The 24828-nt window shown below is 58.8% G+C and carries 22 protein-coding genes and 1 riboswitch; of the genes, 11 read left to right on the top strand and 11 right to left on the bottom strand.

Translation table 11 applies throughout. The annotated features are described in order from the left end of the window. Positions 1-7 precede the first annotated feature (7 nt). A complete protein-coding gene (locus tag G7025_RS19245) occupies positions 8-1609 on the top strand; it encodes a carbamoyltransferase C-terminal domain-containing protein (RefSeq protein ID WP_219855381.1) in 1602 nt (533 codons plus the stop codon). Further along, positions 1593-2810, top strand: coding sequence for an MFS transporter (locus G7025_RS19240; protein WP_258197712.1), 1218 nt, complete (start codon positions 1593-1595; stop codon positions 2808-2810). The genes G7025_RS19245 and G7025_RS19240 overlap by 17 nt, the downstream gene beginning before the upstream one ends. Positions 2811-2911: 101 nt before the next feature. Here G7025_RS19240 and fba read toward each other — a convergent pair whose 3' ends face one another. The 6 genes from fba to tkt all read right to left on the bottom strand — a co-directional run bounded on the left by fba (position 2912) and on the right by tkt (position 9232). Beyond that, entirely contained in the window at positions 2912-3976 is a 1065-nt protein-coding gene (gene fba / locus G7025_RS19235; RefSeq protein ID WP_181080684.1) for a class II fructose-bisphosphate aldolase, read from the bottom strand. Positions 3977-4209: 233 nt separating this feature from the next. Next, complete coding sequence (locus tag G7025_RS19230) at positions 4210-4542, bottom strand: MliC family protein (RefSeq protein ID WP_181080683.1); 333 nt, start codon at positions 4540-4542, stop codon at positions 4210-4212. 60 nt (positions 4543-4602) lie between these two features. Next, entirely contained in the window at positions 4603-4830 is a 228-nt protein-coding gene (locus G7025_RS19225) for a hypothetical protein (protein ID WP_181080682.1), read from the bottom strand. 29 nt (positions 4831-4859) lie between these two features. Next, entirely contained in the window at positions 4860-6023 is a 1164-nt protein-coding gene (locus G7025_RS19220; protein WP_181080681.1) for a phosphoglycerate kinase, read from the bottom strand. 17 nt (positions 6024-6040) lie between these two features. After that, on the bottom strand, positions 6041-7096 hold the full coding sequence (epd, locus tag G7025_RS19215; RefSeq protein WP_181080680.1) for an erythrose-4-phosphate dehydrogenase: 1056 nt from the start codon (positions 7094-7096) through the stop codon (positions 6041-6043). Between the two features lie 138 nt (positions 7097-7234). After that, the gene (tkt, locus tag G7025_RS19210) at positions 7235-9232 is read right to left on the bottom strand and encodes a transketolase (RefSeq protein ID WP_181080679.1); all 1998 of its coding nucleotides are present in this window, start codon (positions 9230-9232) and stop codon (positions 7235-7237) included. Positions 9233-9489: 257 nt separating this feature from the next. On the opposite strand from tkt, the gene G7025_RS19205 reads away from it, so the two are divergent. The 4 genes from G7025_RS19205 (at position 9490) to G7025_RS19190 (ending at position 14119) form a co-directional block, all read left to right on the top strand. Further along, a complete protein-coding gene (locus tag G7025_RS19205; protein WP_181080678.1) occupies positions 9490-10485 on the top strand; it encodes an ArsR/SmtB family transcription factor in 996 nt (331 codons plus the stop codon). Between the two features lie 19 nt (positions 10486-10504). Then, positions 10505-11695, top strand: coding sequence for a methionine adenosyltransferase (gene metK, locus G7025_RS19200; RefSeq protein ID WP_034115338.1), 1191 nt, complete (start codon positions 10505-10507; stop codon positions 11693-11695). A gap of 299 nt (positions 11696-11994) precedes the next feature. After that, positions 11995-13656: an NAD-dependent DNA ligase LigB gene (ligB, locus tag G7025_RS19195; RefSeq protein WP_181080677.1), complete on the top strand. Its 1662-nt coding sequence runs from the start codon at positions 11995-11997 to the stop codon at positions 13654-13656. A gap of 67 nt (positions 13657-13723) precedes the next feature. Then, positions 13724-14119 (top strand): DUF1090 domain-containing protein, encoded by a 396-nt coding sequence (locus tag G7025_RS19190; protein WP_181080676.1) that lies wholly within the window; start codon positions 13724-13726, stop codon positions 14117-14119. 6 nt (positions 14120-14125) lie between these two features. On the opposite strand, the gene G7025_RS19185 is transcribed toward G7025_RS19190, so the two are convergent. After that, a complete protein-coding gene (locus tag G7025_RS19185; RefSeq protein ID WP_181080675.1) occupies positions 14126-14575 on the bottom strand; it encodes a c-type cytochrome in 450 nt (149 codons plus the stop codon). 128 nt (positions 14576-14703) lie between these two features. Here G7025_RS19185 and mltA point away from each other — a divergent pair, with 128 nt between their 5' ends. Further along, the gene (mltA, locus tag G7025_RS19180) at positions 14704-15900 is read left to right on the top strand and encodes a murein transglycosylase A (protein WP_181080674.1); all 1197 of its coding nucleotides are present in this window, start codon (positions 14704-14706) and stop codon (positions 15898-15900) included. Between the two features lie 65 nt (positions 15901-15965). Here the strand turns inward: mltA and G7025_RS19175 are convergent, their stop codons facing one another. The 4 genes from G7025_RS19175 to G7025_RS19160 form a co-directional block, all read right to left on the bottom strand. Then, positions 15966-16352, bottom strand: coding sequence for an MAPEG family protein (locus G7025_RS19175; RefSeq protein WP_181080673.1), 387 nt, complete (start codon positions 16350-16352; stop codon positions 15966-15968). A 151-nt stretch (positions 16353-16503) separates the two neighbouring features. Then, positions 16504-17391, bottom strand: a complete 888-nt coding sequence (locus tag G7025_RS19170) for a formate/nitrite transporter family protein (RefSeq protein ID WP_181080672.1) — start codon at positions 17389-17391, stop codon at positions 16504-16506. A 71-nt stretch (positions 17392-17462) separates the two neighbouring features. Continuing rightward, positions 17463-19370, bottom strand: a complete 1908-nt coding sequence (locus G7025_RS19165; protein ID WP_181080671.1) for a patatin-like phospholipase family protein — start codon at positions 19368-19370, stop codon at positions 17463-17465. A gap of 102 nt (positions 19371-19472) precedes the next feature. Continuing rightward, positions 19473-19877, bottom strand: coding sequence for an acyl-CoA thioesterase (locus G7025_RS19160; RefSeq protein ID WP_181080670.1), 405 nt, complete (start codon positions 19875-19877; stop codon positions 19473-19475). A 198-nt stretch (positions 19878-20075) separates the two neighbouring features. Beyond that, positions 20076-20183: riboswitch (S-adenosyl-L-homocysteine riboswitch) on the top strand. A gap of 21 nt (positions 20184-20204) precedes the next feature. Here G7025_RS19160 and ahcY point away from each other — a divergent pair. The 4 genes from ahcY to G7025_RS19140 all read left to right on the top strand — a co-directional run bounded on the left by ahcY (position 20205) and on the right by G7025_RS19140 (position 24641). Next, positions 20205-21614 carry an adenosylhomocysteinase gene (gene ahcY, locus G7025_RS19155; protein ID WP_181080669.1) on the top strand — a complete coding sequence of 470 codons (1410 nt, stop codon included), beginning with the start codon at positions 20205-20207 and terminating at the stop codon, positions 21612-21614. Between the two features lie 168 nt (positions 21615-21782). Further along, on the top strand, positions 21783-22628 hold the full coding sequence (metF, locus tag G7025_RS19150; RefSeq protein WP_181080668.1) for a methylenetetrahydrofolate reductase [NAD(P)H]: 846 nt from the start codon (positions 21783-21785) through the stop codon (positions 22626-22628). A 78-nt stretch (positions 22629-22706) separates the two neighbouring features. After that, positions 22707-23786 (top strand): hypothetical protein, encoded by a 1080-nt coding sequence (locus tag G7025_RS19145; RefSeq protein WP_181080667.1) that lies wholly within the window; start codon positions 22707-22709, stop codon positions 23784-23786. 63 nt (positions 23787-23849) lie between these two features. After that, positions 23850-24641 carry a substrate-binding periplasmic protein gene (locus G7025_RS19140; RefSeq protein WP_181080666.1) on the top strand — a complete coding sequence of 264 codons (792 nt, stop codon included), beginning with the start codon at positions 23850-23852 and terminating at the stop codon, positions 24639-24641. The last annotated feature ends 187 nt before the right edge of the window (positions 24642-24828 follow it).

The raw sequence follows: 24828 nt of genomic DNA, 5'->3' as shown, positions 1-24828 counted from the left end.
ACTGAGCATGGTCAATATAGAAAATAATGACATTGTAATACTTAGCCTTAAAGATGGACATGACGGGGCGGTAGCCCTGATTGTGGGTAACCACTTGGAGTTTTCTGTAGAAGCAGAAAAAGATAACGGCCTTCGTTTTTCAAGCGTGACACCTGACGCATTACTGAAAGTTTCTTATATGATTAAAAAACCCGTGGGTATCGTAGCTCAGAGCGGATGGAGTAGAGGACTGAACTCAGTAAATGACACCATTGGTGCGGGCTATTCAGGACTAAGGAAGATTATTCACCAAGAACGTTCAATATTTGGTCATGATGTTACTTATTTTTCATCCTCACATGAGCGCTCACACCTTTTATGCGGATACGGGCTTTCACCCTTTCCACAAGGACAGCCTTGCTATGCATTGCTCTGGGAGGGCTATTTCGGTGCATTCTATCGAATTGATGAAAAAGTAAATATTACCAAATTAGGTAGTGCACTTGAAAACCCTGGGGACAGATTTGCTTTTTTATATGCGCTCGCAGATCCTACTTTTAATCTTGGAGCGGGACAAATTCGTTTGAGTGATGCAGGCAAACTCATGGCACTTGCTGCTTATGGAGAAAATGGCGATCTTGACCAAGACGCCAGACACATAATAGCCACCCTACTCGACAAGAACATAGACTTTAGAAAGCTTCACAAGCACCGTTTCCGTAACAGTGCATATTACAATATTGGACTCAGCAACCCTCGATTTGCATCACTTGCATATCAACTTTCAAATGCAATTTTTAATTTGTTTCGTGATTTTGCAGAGCAGCTGGTCTTTGATGACGCACCTTTATTAATTGTTGGCGGATGCGGATTAAATTGTGACTGGAACTCAAAATGGAAAGAGACACAACTATTCTCTGATGTATTTATCCCTCCGTGCACAAACGACAGCGGGTCTGCAATTGGAACTGCGATTGATGCGTTATTGCATACAAAAGGAGTTGCCAAAGTAACTTGGTCACCCTATGCAGGGGAGCTACCAAATTCTGACACAGATAACACAGGCACCTTCATTAGTGAACCCTATGATACGAGACGTGTAGCACAATTACTTCATGAAGGCTGCATATTAGGTTGGGTACAGGGCAGATATGAAATGGGTCCTAGAGCACTGGGAAATCGCTCAATATTAGCGGCGCCCTATCCTAGAGAAAATCTCATTAGATTGAACAAAATCAAGAGGCGCGAAGGATTTCGCCCTATAGCACCGATATGTTTAGAAGAATGTATGGCTGAATACTTCTGCCCGTCTACCCCCTCACCCTACATGCTGGAGTTCCGCAAAGTTATTTCGACTAGCATTCCGGCGGTGACGCACGTTGATAACTCAGCGCGTCCTCAATCGGTCAATAATTCTCAAAATTTTCGTATACATCAATTGCTAAGCGCCTATCGTGCTATGTCAGGAGTCGGCGTGCTTTGTAACACCTCCTTAAATTTTAACGGACGCGGGTTTATAAATAGACTTAGCGACTTGTATCGATTTGCCAGCGAACATGAACTCGACGGCTTCGTATTTGAAGACACACTTTTCCTACATTCAGAACGACCTGATGAAAACGTCAAGTAAGCTTATTTTCGTGCAAGCGCTATCCAGTTTCTCACTATGGCTTGATATTTTTTTAATCTTCACGGTTCCCGTTTATCTATGGCATGCCTCTCCTTCATCAATAGCGTTCTTGGCTTTTTGCCTGGGTGCCCCTATGTTGTTTCTAGGTCCTATCGTAGGAACGCTGATAGATCGATATGACGTAAGGAAAACACTAGTATTCGGCGTCTTGCTCCGCACACTGTCTACCGTAGGTCTAGCAGCGTCTCCAGATCTTCAGAGTTTTTTGCTTTTCGTCATTTTCAAAGGCGTGTCAAATTTATTTTACTTTCCTTCGATAACCATTATCGTTCGGCAACTTATACATGCTGAGGAGCGAAAATCTTTTTTCAGCTACATAAGTGTACTTGATCAATCTTCCAAAATTTTTGCACCGTTACTTGCAGGTGTATTAACCGCAGTATTATCACCCAAAGATTTATTCTTTTTTTCGGCAGTGGCCGTTTTATTAACCTTCCCACTCCTCAGGTCTATTTGCCTGGCCTTCCGAACGCAAATGAATGCCACCCTTACCAGTGCCCTGCCACTTTATCGCGACATTATAAGAGGACTCTCTATATTCAACGCCTTGCCCTTTCAGCTACGCATAGGCTTTTTGTACTCCCTGCTTACATCGCTGGCTTTAGGAATCTATGATCCGCATTTGGCGTCCTTTCTAGCCTATGAAGGTTTACCTCCAGTTAATTTTTCAATAATCGTCTCAGCAACAGCCGGAGGTGCAATATGTGCCGCATTGCTGATGAAATTCAAATTGAGCAATTTCGATGAGATTCTTCTTCGGTCAAGCGCATTAGTTGTTTTCTCTACCGCATTAATCCTGACCGCAGTTTTAGTATTTTTCCAATTACCTGGAAGAGTCTACCTCTATCCATTGGTTTGGTTTTTGAATGGCTTCGGTTATGAAACACTCATAATATCTTCAAATATAATCCTTCAGCAATTATGCCCTGCTGACAATATCGGAAGAGTATCCATGTCGTTCAGAAGCATCCAAATACTATGTGTTATAACGGGACCTTCTGTGGGAACAATTTTAATAATCGCAGGTGATCGCTCAGCACCTTTTGTTGTGGCGGCGGGCATGGCATTTTTAACTGCATCGCTGTCCATTGCCGTCTATTTATATTTGTACAGAAAACAATCGCACTCACCTTTCAGCTAGTGCAGAATCAAACGATCATCCCGCGAATCACCTGTCTCTCAACTTACCTAATCAAAAAAGAAGCCCGCATCGCTGCGGGCTTCTTTTGTAACGCCTGAGGCTTAGTTCACTTTAGCGTTCAACTCACCTTTCAAATAACGCTGGTACATCGCTTCCAACGAGATCGGCTTGATCTTCGATGCATTGCCGGCCGTGCCGAATGCTTCATAACGAGCGATACACACGTCACGCATGGCGGTCACGGTGGCGCCGAAGAATTTGCGTGGGTCGAATTCGCTTGGGTTGGTGGCCATCAGGCGGCGCATGGCACCGGTGGACGCCAGGCGCAGGTCGGTGTCGATGTTGACCTTACGCACGCCGTACTTGATGCCTTCGACGATTTCTTCAACCGGTACGCCGTAGGTTTCCTTGATGTCGCCGCCGTACTGGTTGATGATCGCCAGCCATTCTTGCGGTACCGAGGACGAACCGTGCATCACCAGGTGGGTGTTGGGGATGCGCTTGTGGATTTCCTTGATGCGGTCGATGGCCAGTACGTCGCCGGTCGGTGGCTTGGTGAACTTGTAGGCGCCGTGGCTGGTGCCGATGGCGATGGCCAGGGCGTCCACCTGGGTTTTCTTCACAAAGTCGGCAGCCTCTTCCGGGTCGGTCAGCATCTGGCTGTGATCCAGCACGCCCTCGGCACCGATGCCGTCTTCTTCACCGGCCATGCCGGTTTCCAGGGAACCCAGGCAGCCCAGCTCGCCTTCAACCGAAACGCCGCAGGCGTGGGCCATGGCCACGGTTTGTTGGGTGACGCGGACGTTGTATTCGTAGTCGGTCGGAGTCTTGCCGTCTTCGCCGAGAGAGCCGTCCATCATCACCGAACTGAAGCCCAGTTGAATGGAGCGCTGGCACACGTCAGGGCTGGTGCCGTGGTCCTGGTGCATGCACACCGGGATGTGTGGGAACTCTTCGATAGCGGCGAGGATCAGGTGACGCAGGAACGGGGCACCGGCGTATTTGCGCGCACCGGCCGAAGCCTGGACGATCACGGGGGAGTCGGTCTTTTCAGCGGCTTCCATGATGGCGCGCATCTGCTCGAGGTTGTTGACGTTAAAGGCTGGGACGCCATAGCCGAACTCGGCTGCGTGGTCCAGCATTTGACGCATGCTGATAAGTGCCATTGTGTTGTCTCTCCCGGTCGAGGGTCGTTAATCGTGCAAGCCTGCCGTAGCGGCGACTGCTATTCAAGTTATTGCAGGCCAGGTTTTACATACCTGGCCTGCTGAATCGTTATTGCAAGTGTGGGAGGGGGCTTGCCCCCGATGACAGCCTGTCAGTGATGAATCTGTTGACTGATCCACCGCTATCGGGGGCAAGCCCCCTCCCACATTTGGATCTCATCAAATTTGAAATCTCATTGGGCCTTGCAGCCACGCCCGATCAAATCGTCGGTGGCGACCCAGTAAACCAAGCCTTCCTCACCTTTTGTGTGAAACGCCAACTGGTCGTTGCTGTACAGCACGCCCGAGGCGGCAACGTCCTGTTTAAGGCGGTAGACCTGGTCCGAGCCGCCGAGGCGCACATCCACCTCGCTGCGGGCCGCATTGGCAAAGCGCCAGTTGACCTCGGCCTTGCTGTCGCAGGTCCAGGTGGTCCACTTATCGGCAGGTTCTGCCTTATTGAACATGTTCATGCTGCTGCAACCCGCCAACAGAGCCAGTGCCGCCAGGGCGAAAACGCCTTTCATTGCCAATCCTCGAACGCGACCCAAGGGCCGCGACTGCTGTCGGTTAGTTGATCAGACCCGTCAAGGGCAACCCTGTTCCTGACCGTTGGGCGCGGAGTCGTATTTCTCCAGCCGCTCGTTGCCGATGCGCTTGTTGATCACCGGCATGGTTTCGGCCTGCCAGTCAGCCTGGTAGCAGCCCTGTTTCTGCTGCGCCGCAGGCTGTTCGGGCGCCGATACCGCAGTGGGCGCGCTGCCGCACCCGCCCAACAGGCCCGCCGCGAACACCAGTGCCAATGACTTGATCATGGGAATGCTCCTTTTCCGGATCACGCGTTTCAGCCTTTGGCTCGGCTTTCCAGCACTTCCACGGCCGGCAGCACTTTACCTTCGACGAATTCGAGGAAAGCGCCACCACCGGTAGAAATGTAGGAGATCTGCTCGGCCACGCCATATTTGTCGATGGCAGCCAGGGTGTCGCCGCCGCCGGCGATGGAGAATGCCGAGCTGTCGGCGATGGCCTTGGCCAGCACTTTGGTGCCGTTGCCGAACTGGTCGAATTCGAACACGCCGACCGGGCCGTTCCACAGAATGGTCTGCGACGCTTTCAACAGTTCAGCGAAATTGGCCGCAGTCTGCGGGCCGATATCCAGGATCATGTCGTCGGCAGCCACGTCAGCGATCAGCTTGACGGTGGCTTCGGCGCTTTCGGCGAATTCCTTGGCCACCACCACATCCACCGGCAACGGCACGCTGACTTTGGCGGCGATGGCACGGGCGGTGTCGAGCAGGTCCGGCTCGTACAGCGACTTGCCCACCGGATGACCGGCGGCAGCCAGGAACGTGTTGGCAATACCGCCGCCGACGATCAGTTGGTTGCAGATCTGGCTGAGGCTGTTGAGCACGTCAAGCTTGGTCGACACCTTGGAGCCGGCGACGATGGCCGCCATCGGTTGTGCCGGCGCGCCCAGGGCCTTGCCCAGCGCGTCCAGTTCAGCAGCCAGCAGTGGGCCGGCAGCGGCGACCTTGGCGAACTTGGCCACGCCGTGGGTCGAACCTTCGGCGCGGTGAGCGGTGCCGAATGCGTCCATCACGAACACATCGCACAGGCCAGCATATTGCTGGGACAGTTCGTCGCTGTTCTTTTTCTCGCCTTTGTTAAAGCGCACGTTTTCGAACAGCACGATGTCGCCGGCCTTCACGTCCACGCCATTCAAGTAGTCAGCCACCAGCGGCACGTCACGGCCCAGGGCCTTGCTCAGGTAGTCGGCTACCGGCTTGAGGCTGTTTTCGGCGGAGAACTCACCTTCGGTCGGGCGACCCAGGTGGGAGCAGACCATCACGGCCGCGCCTTTTTCCAGGGCCAGCTTGATGGTCGGCAGCGAGGCCAGGATTCGCGCATCGCTGGTGACAACACCGTCCTTGACGGGGACGTTGAGGTCTTCGCGAATCAGTACGCGCTTACCTTGCAGATCGAGGTCGGTCATCTTCAACACGGTCATGGGTCGCAGTTCCTGAATTACTGTTGAGGTTGTTTGGAGGCCACTTGCAGATAGTGTTCTGCAACGTCCAGCATTCGGTTGGCAAAGCCCCACTCGTTGTCGAACCAGGCCAGGATATTCACCAGCCTGGGGCCGGAAACACGGGTCTGGCTGGCATCGACAATCGCCGAATGCGGGTCATGGTTGAAATCGCAACTGGCGTGAGGCAATTCGGTGTAGGCCAGCAAGCCTTTGAGCGGGCCGCGGGTGGCGGCGTCGCGCAGGATCCGGTTGACCTCCACGGCATCGGTGTCGCTGACGGTTTGCATGGTGATGTCCAGGCAGGACACGTTCACCGTCGGCACACGTACGGCTTTGGCCTGAATTCGCCCGGCAAGTTCCGGCAACAAGCGTTCGATGCCGCGTGCCAGGCCGGTGGACACCGGAATCACCGACTGGAACGCCGAACGCGTGCGACGCAGGTCTTCGTGGTGGTAGGCGTCGATCACCGGCTGGTCGTTCATTGCCGAGTGAATCGTGGTGATCGACACGTAATCCAGGCCGATCGCCTGATCCAGCAGGCGCAACAGCGGCACGCTGCAGTTGGTGGTGCAGGAAGCGTTGGACACCAGCCGCTCATCGCCGCTCAGGCAATCCTGGTTGATGCCATAGACGATGGTGGCGTCGACATCCGCCTCGCTGGCCATCGGCTGGGAAAACAGCACACGTGGCGCGCCGGCGTCGAGAAAACGCTGGCCATCGGCACGGGTGTTATAAGCACCGGAGCATTCCAACACCAGGTCGACGCCCAGCGCCGCCCAGTCGATGCCCTCGGGGGTGGCACTGCGCAGCACTTTCACGCAGTTGCCGTTGATATGCAGACAATCGCCGTCGACCCGCACTTCGCCGGGGAATCGGCCATGGGTGGAGTCAAAGCGTGTCAGGTATTCGATGCTGGCCATGTCCGCCAGATCATTGATCGCAACGATTTCAAACCCGGCTGCCGCCCCTCGCTCGAACAGAGCACGCAAGACGCAACGACCAATGCGGCCGTAGCCGTTGAGTGCAACTTTGTAGGGACGCAGTTCGGGCATGGGGTTCTCGGTCAAGGTTAGTTCGGTGTTGAACGTTCTGACGCCATCGCGGGCAAGCCCCCTCCCACATCAGACCGCGATCCAAATGTGGGAGCGGGCTTGCCCGCGATAGCGCCAGTACAGACAACGCAGACTGGCTTAGTCTTCCAGCAGCTCTTCAGCCTGACCCAGGATGTTTTCCAGGGTGAAGCCGAACTCTTCGAACAACGCTGGCGCCGGTGCCGACTCACCGTAGGTGGTCATGCCGATCACGCGGCCTTCCAGGCCCACGTACTTGTACCAGTAGTCGGCGTGCGCCGCTTCGATGGCGATACGCGCGCTGACCTGCAACGGCAGCACCGATTGCTTGTAGCCGGCGTCCTGGGCTTCGAACACGCTGGTGCACGGCATGGATACAACGCGCACATTGCGGCCCTGCTCAGTCAGCTTGTCGTAAGCCTGAACGGTCAGGCCCACTTCGGAACCGGTGGAGATCAGGATCAGCTCCGGCTCGCCCACGCAGTCCTTGAGCACATAACCGCCACGGCTGATGTCGGCGATCTGCGCGTCGGTACGCGCCTGGTGCTGCAGGTTCTGACGCGAGAAGATCAGCGCCGAAGGGCCGTCCTTGCGCTCGATGGCGTGCTTCCAGGCCACGGCGGATTCCACCGCGTCGGCTGGGCGCCAGCAATCCAGGTTCGGCGTGGTACGCAGGCTGGTCAATTGCTCGACCGGCTGGTGCGTCGGACCGTCTTCGCCCAGGCCGATGGAGTCGTGGGTGTACACATGGATCACGCGCTTCTTCATCAGCGCGGCCATGCGCACGGCATTGCGCGCGTATTCCATGAACATCAGGAACGTTGCGCCGTAAGGCACCAGGCCACCGTGCAGGGACACGCCGTTCATGATGGCGCTCATGCCGAACTCGCGCACGCCGTAGTACATGTAGTTGCCGCTGGCGTCTTCGGCCGTGACACCTTTGCAGCCTTTCCACAGCGTCAGGTTGGACCCGGCCAGGTCGGCCGAACCGCCGAGGAACTCAGGCAACAGCGGGCCAAAGGCGTTCAGAGTGTTCTGGCTGGCTTTACGGCTGGCGATGGTTTCGCCCTTGGCCGCGACTTCGGCGATATAGGCCGAGGCTTTTTCCGAGAAGTCGGCAGGCAGGTCGCCGGCCAGGCGGCGAACCAGTTCGTTGGCCAGTTCCGGGAATTCGGCGGAGTAGGCAGCGAAGCGCTGGTCCCACTCGGCTTCGGTGGCCAGGCCTTTTTCCTTGGCATCCCATTCGGCGTAGATGTCGGCCGGGATTTCGAACGGGCCGTGGTTCCACTTCAACGCTTCACGGGTCAGGGCGATTTCCGCGTCACCCAATGGGGCGCCGTGGCAGTCTTCCTTGCCTTGCTTGTTCGGCGAACCGAAGCCGATGGTGGTCTTGCAGCAGATCAGGGTCGGCTGCGCGCTCTTGCGGGCGGTGTCGATGGCGGTCTTGATCTCTTCCGGGTCGTGACCGTCGACGTTGCGGATCACCTGCCAGTTGTAGGCTTCGAAACGCTTCGGGGTGTCATCGGTAAACCAGCCTTCGACTTCACCGTCGATGGAGATGCCGTTGTCATCGTAGAAGGCGATCAGCTTGCCCAGGCCCAGGGTGCCGGCCAGGGACGCAACTTCGTGGGAAATGCCTTCCATCATGCAGCCATCACCCAGGAACACATAGGTGTGGTGATCGACGATGTCGTGGCCGGGGCGGTTGAACTGCGCGCCCAGGACTTTTTCAGCCAGGGCGAAGCCCACGGCATTGGCCAGGCCCTGGCCCAGGGGACCGGTGGTGGTCTCGACGCCTGGGGTGTAGCCGAATTCCGGGTGGCCCGGGGTGCGGCTGTGCAGCTGGCGGAAGCTTTTGAGGTCGTCGATGGTAACGTCGTAGCCGGTCAGGTGCAGCAGCGAATAGATCAGCATCGAGCCGTGGCCGTTGGACAGCACGAAGCGGTCACGGTCGGCGAACGATGGGTTGCTCGGGTTGTGTTTCAGGTAGTCACGCCAAAGCACTTCGGCGATATCCGCCATGCCCATCGGGGCACCGGGATGGCCGCTGTTGGCTTTTTGCACGGCATCCATGCTGAGGGCACGAATGGCGTTGGCACGCTCACGACGGCTGGGCATCGCTGTTCTCCTGCGGATAGGGAAAGAAACGGAAAAAAGGACCGGCATTTTCCCTCAGCCACCGCCTGCGGGCAATGACAGATAGTCACTTGAAGCGGTTTTTCCTGTGGTTTGCACGGCAATCGTCTGCGCAAACCTTTCACCTGTTCGCCGAAAGGCTATAGCGACTGCTTATAACCGCCACTTATCGATCAATATCAAAACTTTTTGATATTGACCTTGCGACCGCCCTGTCCCACCACTAGACTGCTGGCCTTATGAACCTACCCGCATCCTCCCTGCGTTCCGACGATGGTGAAGAGCTGGCCGCCTTGTGCAAGGCCGCCGGCGACCCCTTGCGCCTGAACGTTTTGCGGGCATTGGCCAATGATTCCTTTGGCGTGTTGGAGCTGGCGCGGATTTTCGCCATCGGCCAGTCGGGCATGAGCCACCATTTGAAAGTGCTGTCCCAGGCCGACCTGGTGGCCACTCGCCGCGAAGGTAATGCGATTTTCTACCGCCGCGCCCTGCCCCACACCGACCTGCTCGGCGGCAAGCTGCACGCGGCCCTGTTGGATGAAGTGGATAACCTGAGCCTGCCCAACGACGTACAGGCACGTATCGGCCAGGTGCATGGACAACGTGCTGCGGCCAGCCAGGACTTTTTCGCACGGGTCGCCGAGAAGTTTCGCGCCCAGCAGGATTTGATCGCCGGCTTGCCGCAATACCGCGACAGCGTGCTGGCGTTGTTGGACAAGCTGAGCTTCAGTGAAGAGGCCACGGCGCTGGAAGTCGGCCCCGGCGACGGCGGTTTTCTGCCGGAACTGGCGCGCCGCTTCCAGCAGGTCACGGCATTGGACAACAGCCCGGCAATGCTGGAACTGGCGCGCCAGCTCTGCGAGCGCGAGGCCTTGAGCAACGTCGATCTGCAATTGGCCGATGCCTTGAACGACACCCGCCTGCGGGCCGACTGCGTGGTGCTGAATATGGTCCTGCATCATTTCGCCGCGCCCGCCGAGGCCCTCAAGCAAATGGCCGGGTTACTGCACCCCGGCGGTAGCCTGCTGGTGACGGATTTATGCAGCCACAACCAGAATTGGGCCAGGGAGGCCTGCGGTGATCTCTGGTTGGGTTTTGAACAGGACGATCTGGCCCGTTGGGCCACCGCTGCGGGACTTGTTCCCGGGGAAAGCCTCTATGTAGGTTTACGTAATGGTTTCCAGATTCAGGTCCGCCACTTTCAGCGACCGGCTGGCGACACTCACCATCGGTAAATATCAGGAAAACATCGAGATGAGCGAATACTCCCTTTTCACCTCCGAGTCCGTGTCTGAAGGGCATCCGGACAAAATCGCCGACCAGATTTCTGACGCGGTGCTGGACGCCATCATCGCTGAAGACAAGTTCGCCCGCGTGGCGTGCGAGACCCTGGTGAAGACCGGTGTAGCGATCATCGCCGGCGAAGTGACCACCTCGGCCTGGGTCGACCTGGAACAACTGGTCCGCGACGTGATCACCGACATCGGCTACAACAGCTCCGACGTTGGCTTCGACGGCGCGACCTGCGGCGTGATGAACATCATTGGCAAGCAATCGCCCGATATCAACCAAGGTGTCGACCGCGCCAAGCCGGAAGACCAGGGCGCCGGCGATCAGGGCTTGATGTTCGGCTACGCCAGCAACGAGACCGACGTGCTGATGCCGGCTCCGATCACCTTCTCCCACCAGTTGGTCAAGCGCCAGGCCGAAGCCCGTAAATCCGGCCTGCTGCCGTGGCTGCGCCCGGACGCCAAGTCCCAGGTAACCTGCCGTTACGAAGGCGGCAAAGTCGTCGGCATCGACGCGGTGGTGCTGTCGACTCAGCACAACCCGGATGTGTCCTACGCCGATCTGCGCGAAGGCGTGATGGAACTGATCGTCAAACACGTGTTGCCGGCCGAACTGCTGAGCAAGGACACCCAGTTCCACATCAACCCGACCGGCCAGTTCATCATCGGTGGCCCGGTGGGCGACTGCGGCCTGACCGGTCGCAAGATCATTGTCGACAGCTACGGCGGCATGGCCCGTCACGGCGGTGGCGCGTTCTCCGGCAAAGATCCGTCCAAGGTGGACCGTTCGGCCGCCTACGCCGGTCGCTATGTGGCCAAGAACATCGTGGCCGCCGGCCTGGCCGAGCGCTGCGAGATCCAGGTTTCCTACGCTATCGGCGTGGCTCAGCCTACGTCGATCTCGCTGAACACCTTCGGCACCGGCAAGATCAGCGATGACAAGATCGTCAAGCTGGTACGCGAAGTCTTCGACCTGCGTCCCTACGCGATCACGACCATGCTCGACCTGCTGCACCCGATGTACCAGGAAACCGCAGCCTACGGCCACTTCGGTCGTACGCCTGAGCAGAAGACCGTGGGTGACGACACTTTCACCACCTTCACCTGGGAAAAAACCGACCGCGCCAACGACCTGCGTACCGCCGCCGGCCTGTAAGCGAAGCGATGTACAAAAAGCCCCGCCAGGTTCGCCCTGCGGGGCTTTTTATTGCACCCACGGCCAACGCTTAAAGCGCCGTCGGAGGCGCTACACCAGTTGAAACACTTTGACTGAATCCACCGTCAAAGCCGACATCGGGCAGCAAAACCAGGCCGCCAGTAATCAGGCAATGCGGTTCCACGGTGGTCTGTTCGGCAAACAGCAACACCCGGTAAAAAGCCCCGCATGGCCGGGACTTTTTTGTCCGCAAACGGATCATTTAGGCTGGGCGCCCTTTTCGAGCAAGGATGCTCCTGATGCGTTTACTGGTTGCTCTATTCATCGTTGCGCTGCCCTTCCGGGTGGCAGCGGGCACATGCCCGCAGGAAGCCCGTCAACAAGCGGATGCCCTGGCCGAACAGGTGCGAAGGTGGGACGACAGTTACCACCGCCTCGGCCAATCGCCGGTCAGCGACGAACTCTATGACCAAGCCCGTCAGCGTCTGGCTGATTGGCGCCAGTGTTTCCCTGCGCCTGCTGCGGCCGACGACCAGCCCCTGGCCAGCTCACGAGGCACCTTGCGCCATCCCGTCGCCCATACCGGCCTGGAAAAACTACTGGATGACCAGGCCGTCGGGGCTTGGCTGGCCACGCGTCAGGATGTGTGGGTCCAACCCAAGGTGGATGGCGTCGCGGTGACGCTGGTGTACCGCAAGGGCCGCCTGCGGCAGGTAATCAGCCGTGGCGACGGTGTGCTTGGCCAGGATTGGTCGACGTCTGCAGGTAAAATCCCCGGCATTGTCCAGCAATTGCCCGACCCCATCGATCTGGTGTTGCAAGGCGAACTGTACTGGCGTCTCGACGACCATGTGCAATCGGCACAGGGCGGGCTCAATGCTCGCAGCAAAGTGGCCGGGCTGATGAATCGCCGCCAATTGAGCGACGCCGATGCCGCCGGTATCGGCCTGTTCGTGTGGGCCTGGCCCGACAGTACGGCCACGTTCAGCGAGCGCCTGGCCACACTGGCGCGCTGGGGCTTCACGGACAGTCAGCGCTACAGTCACCCCATCCAAAGCCTCGACAAAGCCGCCCATTGGCGTACCTACTGGTACAACCATCCTCTGCCCTTCGCCAGCGATGGCGTGGTGTTGCACCAGGCTTTACGTGCACCCGCCGAGCGTTGGCAGGCCAGTGCGCCCTACTGGGCGGTGGCCTGGAAATATCCGGCCACCAGGGCCCTGGCGCTGGTGCGCAAGGTTCGGTTCAAGATCGGCCGCACCGGGCGGATCACGCCGATCCTGGAGCTGGAGCCGGTGCGACTGGACGACCGGCAGATCAGCCGCGTGAGCGCCGGCTCCTTGAAGCGCTGGCAAACCTTGGATATTCGCCCCGGCGATCAGGTGTCCATCACCCTCGCGGGCCAGGTCATTCCACGGCTGGACCAGGTCGTCCTGCGCAACCCCACCCGAGTCGAGCTGCCCGTCCCCGACCCTCGGAATTTTCATGCCTTGAGCTGCTGGCAGCTCGACCCTGGCTGCGAAGAGCAATTGCTCGCCCGCCTCACCTGGCTCAGCAGCAACCAGGGCCTGGCTTTGCCACATATGGGGCGAGAGACCTGGAACGTATTGATCCAGGCCGGTCTAATCGCAGGCTTTCTCGATTGGTTAACCCTGGATGCGGCGCAGCTTGCTAACATTGATGGCTTTGGCGAGCAAAGCCGCGCGCGGGTACTCGACAGTCTCCACCGCGCCCGGCAGCGGCCTTTCGCACACTGGCTCAAGGCCTTGGGCGTGCCGCCTGTGGCGCGTAACAACCTCAAGGGTGACTGGCATACGCTGGTCGCCCGCGACACCCAAGCCTGGATGGCCGAAGATGGCATCGGCCCGGGGCGTGCAGCGCAATTGAGCGCTTTTTTTCACGACCCACAGGTAAAGGCCTTGGCTGAAACATTGCGTATGGCCGGGATAGACGGGTTCTGAACCCGGCCCGCCACCGTTTTAACAGTTGGCAGAATTCACCCTGCCCCATGCGACCCTGGAGTTCACGATGAAATTTTTAGCCCCTGTTGCCTTATTGACCGTCGCAAGCCTGATGACCATGCCGTTGCTGGCGGCCGAAGACGCCGAGCCCCTCACCGGCTGCGCCGCCAAGCGCCAAGCCATCAGCACTCAGATTGAACAGGCCAAGGCCCACGGTAACAGCGAACAGCAAGCCGGCCTTGAAAAAGCCCTGAGCGAAGTCACCGCCAACTGCAACGACGCATCGCTCAAGAGGGAACGTGAAAACAAGGTGCTCGACGCCAAGCATGAAGTCAGTCGCCGCCAGGCCGATCTCGATAAAGCCATGAAAAAAGGCGACCCGGACAAGATCAACAAACGTAAGGACAAGCTCGCCGAGTCGCGCAAGGAATTGCAGGACGCCGTGGAAGAACTCGATCAGTAAGACCGGTCAATGGTCCCGAAACTGTTTATGGCAGGCGCTGCAGGCATCTTCGACTTTCTGCACGGCAGGCCCCAGGTTGCTGGCTTTGTAAGGCATGACCTGGCTGGCGATCACCAGTTCGCCGGTGGCCGCTTCCAGGTCGCGCGCCAATTGCTGGAACTGCGCCTGTTTTTGCCATACGTCGTCCTTGGCACTGGTGTGGTCTTCTTCCCGCACGCTTGGAAAGTGCTGCCACGGTTGATGGGCCAATGCATCGAGTCGGGTCGCGCCTTCGGCGAACTTTGCGCCGTCGAACGGTATACGCCCACGCAACATGCCGCCCAGGTCTTCGCCGGTCTTGAGCATCTGCTTGAAGATCGCCTTGCGCTGCCCCAGGGGCGAATTGGGATCCACCCCGCCACAGGCGGACAGAGTGAGGCAGGCCAGCAATACAACGGTCAGTCTTTTAAAAGTCATGATGGCTTCGAGGTCACGGGAAACGGCGGCCAGTATCCTCGCCCCGTCCCTAAAGACCAATAGCCCTATTAATAATAAGGTTGCCCGGCGCCACTACGGCGCGGGCAATCAGTTCAGGAATTGCTTGGATGACTATCACGTTGAAACCCTGGAGCCGCCGCCTGGCGTGGGCTCTCCCCCTCGTCGCGCTGCTGGCCGGCTGCGACGCCGGCAAGGACACGGGTAAAGAAGCAGCCAAGGACGAAACCGTCAAACCCCACGCCGTCGCCACCTATGTGAGCGCACCGTGGGAAGCGTTGCCGGCGGTGTCCGACAGCGATTTACTGGCCGGCTTCGAAGCCTGGCGCAGCGCCTGCCAGCGCCTCAAGGCCGACCCGGTCTGGGGCACGACCTGCGCGGCAGCGGCGACGGTGCCGGGCGACGCAGCGGCCGTGCGGGGGTTTCTCAAGGAGCGCCTGGACGTGTTCGGCTTGCGCTCGGCCGACAATACCCCTGATGGCTTGATCACCGGCTACTACGAGCCCGTCTACCCAGGCAGCCTGACCCAGACCGCCGCCGCCCACGTCCCGGTGTACGGCGTACCGGATGACCTGATCATCGTCAATCTGGAAAGCATTTACCCTGAACTCAAGGGCAAGCGCCTGCGCGGACGCCTGGAGGGCCGCGTACTCAAGCCTTATGACGATGCCAGTGTGATCAACGGCCAAGGCTCCACCGCCAAGCCGATCGCCTGGCTCACCGACCCGATGGACCTGCAATTCCTGCAGATCCAGGGTTCGGGCCGTATTCAACTCAAGGGTGGGCGCCAACTGCGTGTCGGTTACGGCGACCAGAACGGCTACCCCTATCGTCCTATCGGCCGCTGGCTGGTGGAGCAAGGCGAACTGAAGAAGGAAGAGGTCAGCATGGGCGCCATCAGCGCCTGGGCCAAGGCCCACCCGCAACGCATTCCGCAACTGCTGGCGAGCAACCCCAGCTACGTATTTTTCAGCGCCCGCCCCGACAGCAACGAAGGCCCGCGCGGCTCACTGAATGTGCCGCTGACTGCCGGCTACAGCGTGGCGGTGGATCGCAAGGTGATTCCGTTGGGCAGCCTGTTATGGCTGGCGACCACCAGGCCGGATGGCTCGCCCATTACCCGCCCGGTCGCCGCCCAGGACACCGGAGGCGCCATTACCGGTGAAGTCCGTGCGGATTTGTTCTGGGGCACGGGCCAAGCGGCGGGTGAGTTGGCGGGGAATATGAAACAGCAAGGCCAGATCTGGATGCTCTGGCCCAAGGGCGCTGCGCTGCCACAGGTCCCGGATGCGCCTGTCGGGTCCTGATCGAGGCTGAAAAACCCAGTGCGGGAGGGGCGAGCCTCTCCCCGCATTGGAATCTGCGCCACGTCTCAGATCGAGACGAAGAAGAAACTCGCGATCAACGCCATCCCCACCGCCCATACCAGCGAGCGCAGGATCGCCCAGTCCGCCAGGTAGCAGATGATGTACAACAGGCGACTGGTGATAAACAGCACCGCCAGCACGTTGATGGTCACCAGTTCGGCCGTCCCGGCCAGATGGGCAATAATCACCGCTGCCGCAAACGCTGGGGTAACTTCAAAACCATTGAGCTGCGCGCTGTGGGCACGCTTGGCTACACCATCCAGGCCGTCCAGGAACGCCCGAGGGTCATGGTTATGGCGCAACCCGAACTTGCCGCCGCTGAACTTGGCCACCCCCGTGCACAGGTAAGGCAGAAAAATGGCGATCAACACACACCAGAAAGCGACTGTCATGACTTAATTCCTTTTGTCGTTTTTTATGCTGCGATGAAAGTTCTAGCACCACAAACTTAAAACCGCACCTACCCGCTCTGAGCCGTGACACATCGAAAGGTTCTATCGCGCACTTATCTGGGACCGTGCAACCTCACGCCACGACTCAGGCTCACTGACCCTTGTCGATGCGCTGCGGATGCCTTGGATCTGCAGCCTTCTTGTCCGGTAGGCTGCTTTCGCTGCGGATCTGCGCATGACTGATCAGGGCAAAAATGAAGCTGCCGCCGATGATGTTACCGGCCAGGGTCGGTCCGGCGAACACCAGCCAGAAGTCATGCCACGACAATTCGCCGGCAAACACCAGGTACGAGACTTCCGCCGAGCCCACCACGATATGGGTGAAATCGCCCAGCGCCATCAGGTAGGTGATCAAGATGATGATCCACATCTTGGCGCTTTCCATGGAAGGAATCATCCACACCATGGTGGCGATCATCCAGCCTGAGATGATGCCCTTGGCGAACATCTGCCCCGCGTCGTTTTCCATGATCTTGCGCCCGATCTCCAGGAAGGCGTGGTCGGTCTTGGTGTCGAAAATCGGCAGGTGCAGCATCACGTAGGCCACCAGCAAGGTGCCGCACAGGTTACCCACCAGCACCACAGACCACAGCCTAAGCAGGCGACCGGCGTTGGCCAGCGTCGGCTTGCTCATCACCGGCAGCACGGCCGTAAGGGTGTTTTCCGTAAACAGTTGCTGGCGCGCCAGGATCACCGCCAGGAAGCCCGCGCAGTAGCCGAAGCTGGCGATCACCTTGAACGCTTCACCGTCGGGCAGCCGCGAATTGAGCAGCCCCATGGCCATCAGTGAAAGGCCCATGGTCAGGCCGGCGGCCAGCGCCGACCACCATAACGCAGCGACGCTGCGCTCCAGCTCCTGATCGCCTTGGGTGCGGATGATCTCGTGCAGTACCGCCGCGCGGGGCGGTTGATTGTCGTCGACGTCCTGCTGCTCTTCCTGCGACAAGTTGGGGGTTTTGCCGTCTGCGTGTGTGGCCATGATTTACCAGAGTCCAAGGGATGCCTGTAGCTACGACACGCCGCGACAGTGGCTGTTCAGTGGCCAGGCAACTAAACCGGTACACGCCAGGCTTTGGCCATCTCAACCGTTGTGGCGCTGCCCGGTTTCGCCCAAGGTTTGTTGCGCGCCTTGTAATTGCCAATGATGCCGTCGAGCACTTGGTTGAACTCGGCCGGCGTGGTTGCCTTGGCTACTTCGCGGGCCGCTTGCTGCAACAGGTCGACATTACTGTCTGGCTGGCCCAGGCGGTATTGCGAGGGATAAATGACTTCTCGGGTGAAGCGCTCGGCCTTCACCGCGATATCGCGCTTGCCCATTTCAATAACCGCCGCTCTCATGACCTTGGACAGAGGTGCGTCATCCCATCCGCCCTTGGCACACACTTGCAAAAGCTGCTGAAAATTGCGCTGCCCCGACACGTTAAGGCGCCGTGACAACCATTCAACACGCTCCGGACGACAGGCAAGTGCATCCAGGTTGCGCAGAGCGCAGGCCAATTTCGATGTAAGCGTCAGGGTGTCGCTCGATTGATTGGCCTCGCAAATCGCACTGTCCAGTTGCTGCAGCGCCTGCTGCGCCTCCTTGCGAAAACGCATGATATCCGTGGCCGCAGGCTCGTTCTTGAGCGAGTCTTGCACGCTGGCCAGCATTTCATCATCCATCGCTAGCACCGCCTGTTCCAATGTGGCGAAGTGATGATGCTCACGGACCGTAGCGTGCTTTTCGAGGTGGGCCGCCACCGCTTTGTACGCCTGGGCCTGCAAGTGGTCTTTCTGTCCAGGCGTCATGGTGAAATTGACAGTACCGTGCATGCCGCGAAAGTCACCTTCGGCGGTGTTCATGGGTAATGTCACCGTCTGATCGGCAAGTGCAATGAGTCGATCATTTTGATACGCGTCGGCAGCCGTATGTGAGGTTCCACTGAAGGTATCGACCAGATGACTGAAAAATCCGCCGGTCCTCGTTGGCTCCGACGGTTGTTCGGATTCAAATTGAACAATCAGCGACTTGTCCTTGCTCAGAGGGGATTCTGGAAACGAACGCTCAATTACATCCGGTGCCGGAACGTTGACCAGCAGTCCGCCGTCCTGAAAAGCGCTGACGTCAGTGGCCGCCTGGAACGCATGCCCCTGCTCAAGCGGGCTCTTGAACAGCACAGGCAATGCCCCTGAGATATGTGCGGCGCGGGCGATACCCATGTCCGGCGTCAGATCGGCATTGAACACCACCAATTGAGGGCGGCCGTCGAACATGCCGGTGCCGGTGATGTTGAGTTGCTTGATAGCAGGAATATGGCGACTCAACGTGGCGAGGTCGGCAAACGTAGGGCCGCTTCCGGCGCTCAGCCGGTCGGCAATCTTCATCAGTTCGGCAGGCCGGGTAGACCTGGGCGTGTCGGCAATATGGGTGAGAATCGATTGGCGCGCCTGGTCGCGCATCATCGCTTCCAATGCAGGCGCCTCAGTCTGCAGACGCGGCATCAGCGTCATGAACAACTGCAAAATGCCACCGCCCGGCAAGCGGCGGGTAACGTTGCCAAGAGTCGAACTGGCGCTTTGCAACCACGCCGTTACGGGGTCCGGACTGTTAAGCAGACTCGGCATGTCAATACGGTCCAGCAGGGCGTCGAATGCGTCGCCCCCCATGCCACTGGCAATCAGCACACCGGAAATCGCCCCGGCTGAAGAGCCGGAAACCAGCCTGATATCTTCCAGCTTCCCGGCCTCCTCAAGTGCCCGCATCATGCCGGAAAAGGCAACGCCTTTGGCGCCGCCGCCGCTGAGTACGAGATGCTCAGGTGCTGCGGGCGATAAAAACACATCCACCCGACCACCGGCATCGCGATAGAGATCCAATTTGCGCGGACCTACACCCTCGATTAACGGCGCATGGGCATGCCGATCGATGTTTGCGGGCAATGTTGGTTGATGCTGAACGAGCGGGCTGGACACTTTCATATACGGACTCCTTTCACTTCAGTTGTCATCCTGAGTGAGCAGAACGCCGCAAAAAGGTCCATCCGGAATAATTCAGTAACTTAACTGACGCCCGCCAAGGCGTTACTCAGCAAGCGTGTCGTCCTTGAACTGGTCCTTCACGTATTTAATCTCGGTGCGCCCGTGCGGCGCCGGCAACCCATCTTCGCCAAGGTTGACGAACACCATTTTTTCCACGGTAAGGATGCTTTTGCGGGTGATCTTGTTGCGCACTTCGCACGTCAGGCTAATGGAGGTGCGGCCGAATTCAGTGGCGGTAATGCCCAGCTCGATGATATCGCCCTGGCGCGAGGCGCTGACGAAGTTGATTTCGGAGATGTACTTGGTGACCACCCGCTGATTGCCCAGTTGAACAATCGCGTAGATCGCCGCTTCTTCATCGATCCAGCGCAACAGGCTGCCGCCGAACAACGTGCCGTTGGGGTTGAGGTCTTCGGGTTTTACCCATTTGCGGGTGTGGAAGTTCATGGGGGGCGGACTCCGAGGTGTTTGAGAGACGCCAGCTTCAAGTTTTAAGCGACAAGCTGCAAGTTAAAAGCCGATTCGCTCTTACCTGCCGCTTGCAGCTTGCAGCATGCAGCATGCAGCTTGTCGCTTGCCACCAACCAACCAAAGAAAGCTATAATCGCCCCCGATTCAGAACGGCTACTGCCGTTTTCCCGCCACCTGTCCGAGGGGCGCTGCAGCAGGGTTCAACCTGTCAGGCTCGGATGGGGCGTTGTCCGGCCTGGTTGCCCTGGCCTGATACTAAACGCACAACGGCGCCCATTCGCACACTACGAATGGAGGCTCTTCATGAGCGCTGTCAACACGCCTGCAGATTTCACCGACTACAAAGTCGCCGACATGTCCCTCGCTGCCTGGGGCCGTCGCGAAACCTTTATCGCCGAATCCGAAATGCCTGCCCTGATGGGCCTGCGTCGCAAGTACGCCGCCGAGCAACCGCTCAAAGGCGCGAAGATCCTCGGTTGCATCCACATGACCATTCAGACCGCCGTGCTGATCGAAACCCTGGTTGCCCTGGGTGCCGAAGTGCGTTGGTCGTCCTGCAACATTTTCTCGACTCAAGACCAGGCGGCTGCCGCTATCGCTGCCGCCGGTATTCCGGTGTTCGCCTGGAAAGGCGAGACCGAAGAGGAATACGAGTGGTGCCTGGAGCAAACCATCCTGAAAGATGGCGCGCCTTGGGATGCCAACATGATCCTTGACGACGGCGGCGACCTGACCGAGCTGCTGCACAAGAAATACCCGCAGATCCTCGACCGCGTCCATGGTGTGACCGAAGAGACCACCACCGGCGTACACCGTCTGCTGGACATGCTGGCCAAGGGCGAGCTGAAAATCCCGGCCATCAACGTCAACGACTCGGTGACCAAGAGCAAGAACGACAACAAGTACGGCTGCCGTCACAGCCTCAACGACGCCATCAAGCGCGGCACCGACCACCTGTTGTCGGGCAAGCAAGCCCTGGTAATCGGCTACGGTGACGTGGGCAAGGGTTCGTCCCAGTCCCTGCGTCAGGAAGGCATGATCGTTAAAGTGTCCGAAGTCGACCCGATCTGCGCCATGCAAGCCTGCATGGACGGTTTCGAAGTGGTTTCGCCGTTCATCGACGGCGTCAATGACGGCACCGAAGCCAGCATCGACAAGGCCCTGCTGGGCAAGATCGACCTGATCGTGACCACCACCGGTAACGTGAATGTGTGCGACGCCAACATGCTCAAGGCCCTGAAAAAGCGTGCCGTGGTGTGCAACATCGGTCACTTCGACAACGAGATCGACACCGCTTTCATGCGCAAGAACTGGGCATGGGAAGAAGTGAAGCCGCAGGTGCACAAGGTTCACCGCACCGGCGCCGGCGATTTCGACCCGCAGAACGACGACTACCTGATCCTGCTGGCCGAAGGCCGTCTGGTTAACCTGGGCAACGCCACCGGCCACCCAAGCCGCATCATGGACGGTTCGTTCGCCAACCAGGTGCTGGCGCAGATCTTCCTGTTCCAACAGAAGTACGCCGATCTGTCGCCTGCGCAGAAAGCCGAGCGCCTGACCGTGGAAGTACTGCCGAAGAAACTCGACGAAGAAGTAGCCCTGGAAATGGTCCGCGGCTTCGGCGGCGTGGTGACCCAACTGACCAAGACCCAGGCCGACTATATCGGCGTGACCGTTGAAGGTCCGTTCAAGCCCCACGCGTATAGGTACTGACAGCAGCGGCAAGCTTTCAGCTACAAGCGGCAAGTAAAAGCGTTTGTGTGAAGGCTTGCTACTTCCTTGCTCTTTAAGCAGTTATGGGTTGGGAGCTTCATGCTACAAGACAGGCGCACCGCCCTCTTGCAACTTGAAGCTCGCAACTTGCAGCTGGAGACCCCCTCCATGTCCCAAGACCGTCGCTTCAGCTTCGAGTTCTTCCCGACCAAGACCGATGCTGGGCATGAAAAGCTCATGGCGACTGCCAAGCAGTTGGCCAGCTACAACCCCGATTTCTTCTCCTGCACTTACGGTGCCGGCGGTTCCACCCGCGACCGCACGATCAACACCGTGTTGCAGCTGGAAAGCGAAGTCAATATTCCCGCCGCGCCGCATTTGTCGTGCGTGGGCGACAGCAAGGCCGACCTGCGCGGCCTGCTGACCCAGTACAAAGGCGCTGGCATCAAGCGTATTGTCGCCCTGCGCGGCGATTTGCCGTCCGGTATGGGCATGGCCAGCGGCGAGCTGCGCTACGCCAATGATCTGGTGAGTTTCATCCGCGAAGAAAGCGGCGATCACTTCCATATTGAAGTGGCGGCTTACCCGGAAATGCATCCCCAGGCGCGCAATTTCGAAGAAGATTTGAAGAACTTCGTGCGCAAAGCCAACGCCGGCGCCAACAGCGCGATCACCCAATACTTCTTCAACGCCGACAGCTACTTCTACTTTGTCGAGCGCGTGCAGGCCATGGGTGTGAACATCCCGATCGTGCCGGGCATCATGCCGATCACCAACTACAGCAAGCTGGCGCGTTTCTCCGACGCCTGCGGCGCAGAGATCCCTCGCTGGGTACGCAAGCAATTGGAAGCCTATGGCGACGACGTCAAGAGCATCCAGGCGTTCGGCGAGCACGTCATCACCGAAATGTGTGAGCGCTTGTTACAAGGTGGCGCGCCAGGGTTGCACTTCTATACCCTGAACCAGGCTGAACCCAGCCTTGCCATCTGGAACAACCTCAAGCTGCCACGCTGACGTTTGCCCAGCTGAGCCAGGGCCCTCGTTTCGACGAGGGCCTTTGTCGTTTTACATGTCCACGGAAACCCGCAGTCCATGAATACAGTGCCCACGACCTCCCGCCCGCAGCTGGTCTATCTGGTTTTCGGTGCGCAGACCTACCACCAGGAAGCCGTGTTCAGCATCGCCAGTGCCCTGGCGTTTCTGCAGGAACCCCCCGATGCCGTGGATATTCAGGTATTCAGCGATGACCCCGAGCCCTATCGCCTGCTGCCCGTACGCGTCCGCCCGCTGGACGAGGCCACGCGTAAACGCTGGAGCGAGCCTCATGGCTATCACTTCCGCACCAAACATGTAGCGTTGCGCCAGGTACTGCAAGAATCGCCGGTAGCACTGCTGATCGACACCGATACCTTTTTCCACCACTCGCCCCTGGAACTGTTCGAGCGCGTGCAGCCCGGTACGCTGCTGTGCAATGCCTTCTACACCCGCTATGGCGATAACCACGAAAGCATCCTCTATACCGCCCTGCGCCAGCGCCTGTTGGACATGGGAGTGGCCGACGATGACATGATGACGCTCAACTCCGGCGTCATGGGCCTGACCCAGCAGGACGCGCCTATCCTGGATCGCTCCATTGCCTTGATGGACGAACTGTTCCCCCATGCTCAGGGCGCGTACACCCTGGAAGAGTTCTGCCTGTCTATCGCCGCCTACCGCACGGTCAACGTGCGGGAGTGTCCGGACCTGATTCATCACTACTGGAGCCGCAAGCAACTGTTTCGTGCCAAGGTCAAGGCATGGATCGCCAAGCACCAGGCGGCCCCCACCAGCCCTCAGGCCCTGGCTGACACCCGCCACGTCTCCGCGCACCTGCCGCGCCCACCGCGTGCGCAGCGCCTGATGTACAAGTTGATCACGCTGGCGCTGCCCAAGCACCAGCAGCAGTTCATCCGCGAAATTCTTTACGGCTGCTACGAGCACAAGAATGAGTTCGACCAGGCATGCGGCCCGGTGTGGTGGGACAAGGCGCGACAGAACCAGGAGGAGCGGCAGAAACGCCCAATCGATGCTCACCAGCTGGAGCATTGGTTTGCCAACCCGCTGGTACGCCTGATTCTCGGCGAGCGGCGCACGGCGATCTACGAACACTTGATGACATCGCCAGCCAAATAGCAGCCGCCGCGGATGCGCATGCCAGAGCTTCTCTTTAATGCGCCAGCATCGTAACCTCAGGGCATGCCCGTCATTCTCAAGTTGTTGACTGCTGTGCTTTTCACTTGCCTTAGCCTGGCCGCTTACGGCGAGAAACTGCGCATTGTCACCGAGCCGTGGGCGCCCTACGTGTACGAAGACCAAGGCACCATGCGCGGGCTGGACTACGAAACCACCGTCATCGTGTTCCAGCGCCTGGGGGTCGAGGTGCAGTGGCAATTCCTGCCCTGGAAACGCTGCCTGGCCATGCTGGATCAAGGCCACGCCGATGGCGCGCTGGATATTTTCCACAGCCAGGCGCGCGACGCCCAGTTGCTGTACCCCAGCGAACCGTTGTCCGACGTGGACTTCGTGCTGTTCTATGCCAACGAGCGACCTCACCCGGCGCAGCGCCTGGACGACCTGCGTGGACTTACGGTCGGCACCTCGCCGGGCTACATGTACGGCGCTCATTTCAGCGATTCGGCGCTGTTCTACCGCGAATCGGCGCCCAGCCATGAGGCGAACTTCGGCAAATTATTGCTCGGACGTATCGATCTACTGATCACCGATCGCCGGGTTGGCCAGCATTTGATCAAGACATTGGGCCTGGAAGGCAAGGTCAGCCAGGCCCCGCTGGTGGTCAGCCGCCAGCCGCAGTACCTTGCCGTACGCCGTGGCGCGGGCCTGGACCTGCTGGTGCAGCGGTTTGCCGCTGAATTAAAACGTTTCAAGCAAGAACCAGGCTACGCTGCCCTGAGCGCCAGGTACGGCGCAAACGCCGGCATTGCAGCGGCAGAACGCACCGTTGAGCAGCAGGAAAGCAGCGCGCCGTGATTGCTCTGTTATACTCCGGCCTTTCCGCCAGGCTTACGCCCGGCCGCTGAGGTCCTGGAAAAGGCACCCAACCCCGCTACAGCGCAGCTTTGCAGCCCGCGCGAGCCGGTGGAGTGCTCGCCGGACGCAGCAGGACCGGACGGGATTTCGCTCCCCTAAGCGCCATTCACGCCCGGCAAGATTATCC

Origin of the sequence: Pseudomonas lurida, assembly GCF_013522705.1 — a bacterium.
Lineage (GTDB): Bacteria > Pseudomonadota > Gammaproteobacteria > Pseudomonadales > Pseudomonadaceae > Aquipseudomonas > Aquipseudomonas quebecensis.
This window is presented reverse-complemented; position numbering and strand designations above follow the sequence as displayed.

What these genes read in the sequence shown, in the direction of transcription:
- G7025_RS19245 (WP_219855381.1), top strand. Translation starts at nt 8, where the DNA reads ATGGTCAATATAGAAAATAATGACATTGTAATACTTAGCCTTAAAGAT.
- G7025_RS19240 (WP_258197712.1), top strand. Translation starts at nt 1,593, where the DNA reads ATGAAAACGTCAAGTAAGCTTATTTTCGTGCAAGCGCTATCCAGTTTC.
- fba (WP_181080684.1), bottom strand. Translation starts at nt 3,976, where the DNA reads ATGGCACTTATCAGCATGCGTCAAATGCTGGACCACGCAGCCGAGTTC.
- G7025_RS19230 (WP_181080683.1), bottom strand. Translation starts at nt 4,542, where the DNA reads ATGAAAGGCGTTTTCGCCCTGGCGGCACTGGCTCTGTTGGCGGGTTGC.
- G7025_RS19225 (WP_181080682.1), bottom strand. Translation starts at nt 4,830, where the DNA reads ATGATCAAGTCATTGGCACTGGTGTTCGCGGCGGGCCTGTTGGGCGGG.
- G7025_RS19220 (WP_181080681.1), bottom strand. Translation starts at nt 6,023, where the DNA reads ATGACCGTGTTGAAGATGACCGACCTCGATCTGCAAGGTAAGCGCGTA.
- epd (WP_181080680.1), bottom strand. Translation starts at nt 7,096, where the DNA reads ATGCCCGAACTGCGTCCCTACAAAGTTGCACTCAACGGCTACGGCCGC.
- tkt (WP_181080679.1), bottom strand. Translation starts at nt 9,232, where the DNA reads ATGCCCAGCCGTCGTGAGCGTGCCAACGCCATTCGTGCCCTCAGCATG.
- G7025_RS19205 (WP_181080678.1), top strand. Translation starts at nt 9,490, where the DNA reads ATGAACCTACCCGCATCCTCCCTGCGTTCCGACGATGGTGAAGAGCTG.
- metK (WP_034115338.1), top strand. Translation starts at nt 10,505, where the DNA reads ATGAGCGAATACTCCCTTTTCACCTCCGAGTCCGTGTCTGAAGGGCAT.
- ligB (WP_181080677.1), top strand. Translation starts at nt 11,995, where the DNA reads ATGCGTTTACTGGTTGCTCTATTCATCGTTGCGCTGCCCTTCCGGGTG.
- G7025_RS19190 (WP_181080676.1), top strand. Translation starts at nt 13,724, where the DNA reads ATGAAATTTTTAGCCCCTGTTGCCTTATTGACCGTCGCAAGCCTGATG.
- G7025_RS19185 (WP_181080675.1), bottom strand. Translation starts at nt 14,575, where the DNA reads ATGACTTTTAAAAGACTGACCGTTGTATTGCTGGCCTGCCTCACTCTG.
- mltA (WP_181080674.1), top strand. Translation starts at nt 14,704, where the DNA reads ATGACTATCACGTTGAAACCCTGGAGCCGCCGCCTGGCGTGGGCTCTC.
- G7025_RS19175 (WP_181080673.1), bottom strand. Translation starts at nt 16,352, where the DNA reads ATGACAGTCGCTTTCTGGTGTGTGTTGATCGCCATTTTTCTGCCTTAC.
- G7025_RS19170 (WP_181080672.1), bottom strand. Translation starts at nt 17,391, where the DNA reads ATGGCCACACACGCAGACGGCAAAACCCCCAACTTGTCGCAGGAAGAG.
- G7025_RS19165 (WP_181080671.1), bottom strand. Translation starts at nt 19,370, where the DNA reads ATGAAAGTGTCCAGCCCGCTCGTTCAGCATCAACCAACATTGCCCGCA.
- G7025_RS19160 (WP_181080670.1), bottom strand. Translation starts at nt 19,877, where the DNA reads ATGAACTTCCACACCCGCAAATGGGTAAAACCCGAAGACCTCAACCCC.
- ahcY (WP_181080669.1), top strand. Translation starts at nt 20,205, where the DNA reads ATGAGCGCTGTCAACACGCCTGCAGATTTCACCGACTACAAAGTCGCC.
- metF (WP_181080668.1), top strand. Translation starts at nt 21,783, where the DNA reads ATGTCCCAAGACCGTCGCTTCAGCTTCGAGTTCTTCCCGACCAAGACC.
- G7025_RS19145 (WP_181080667.1), top strand. Translation starts at nt 22,707, where the DNA reads ATGAATACAGTGCCCACGACCTCCCGCCCGCAGCTGGTCTATCTGGTT.
- G7025_RS19140 (WP_181080666.1), top strand. Translation starts at nt 23,850, where the DNA reads ATGCCCGTCATTCTCAAGTTGTTGACTGCTGTGCTTTTCACTTGCCTT.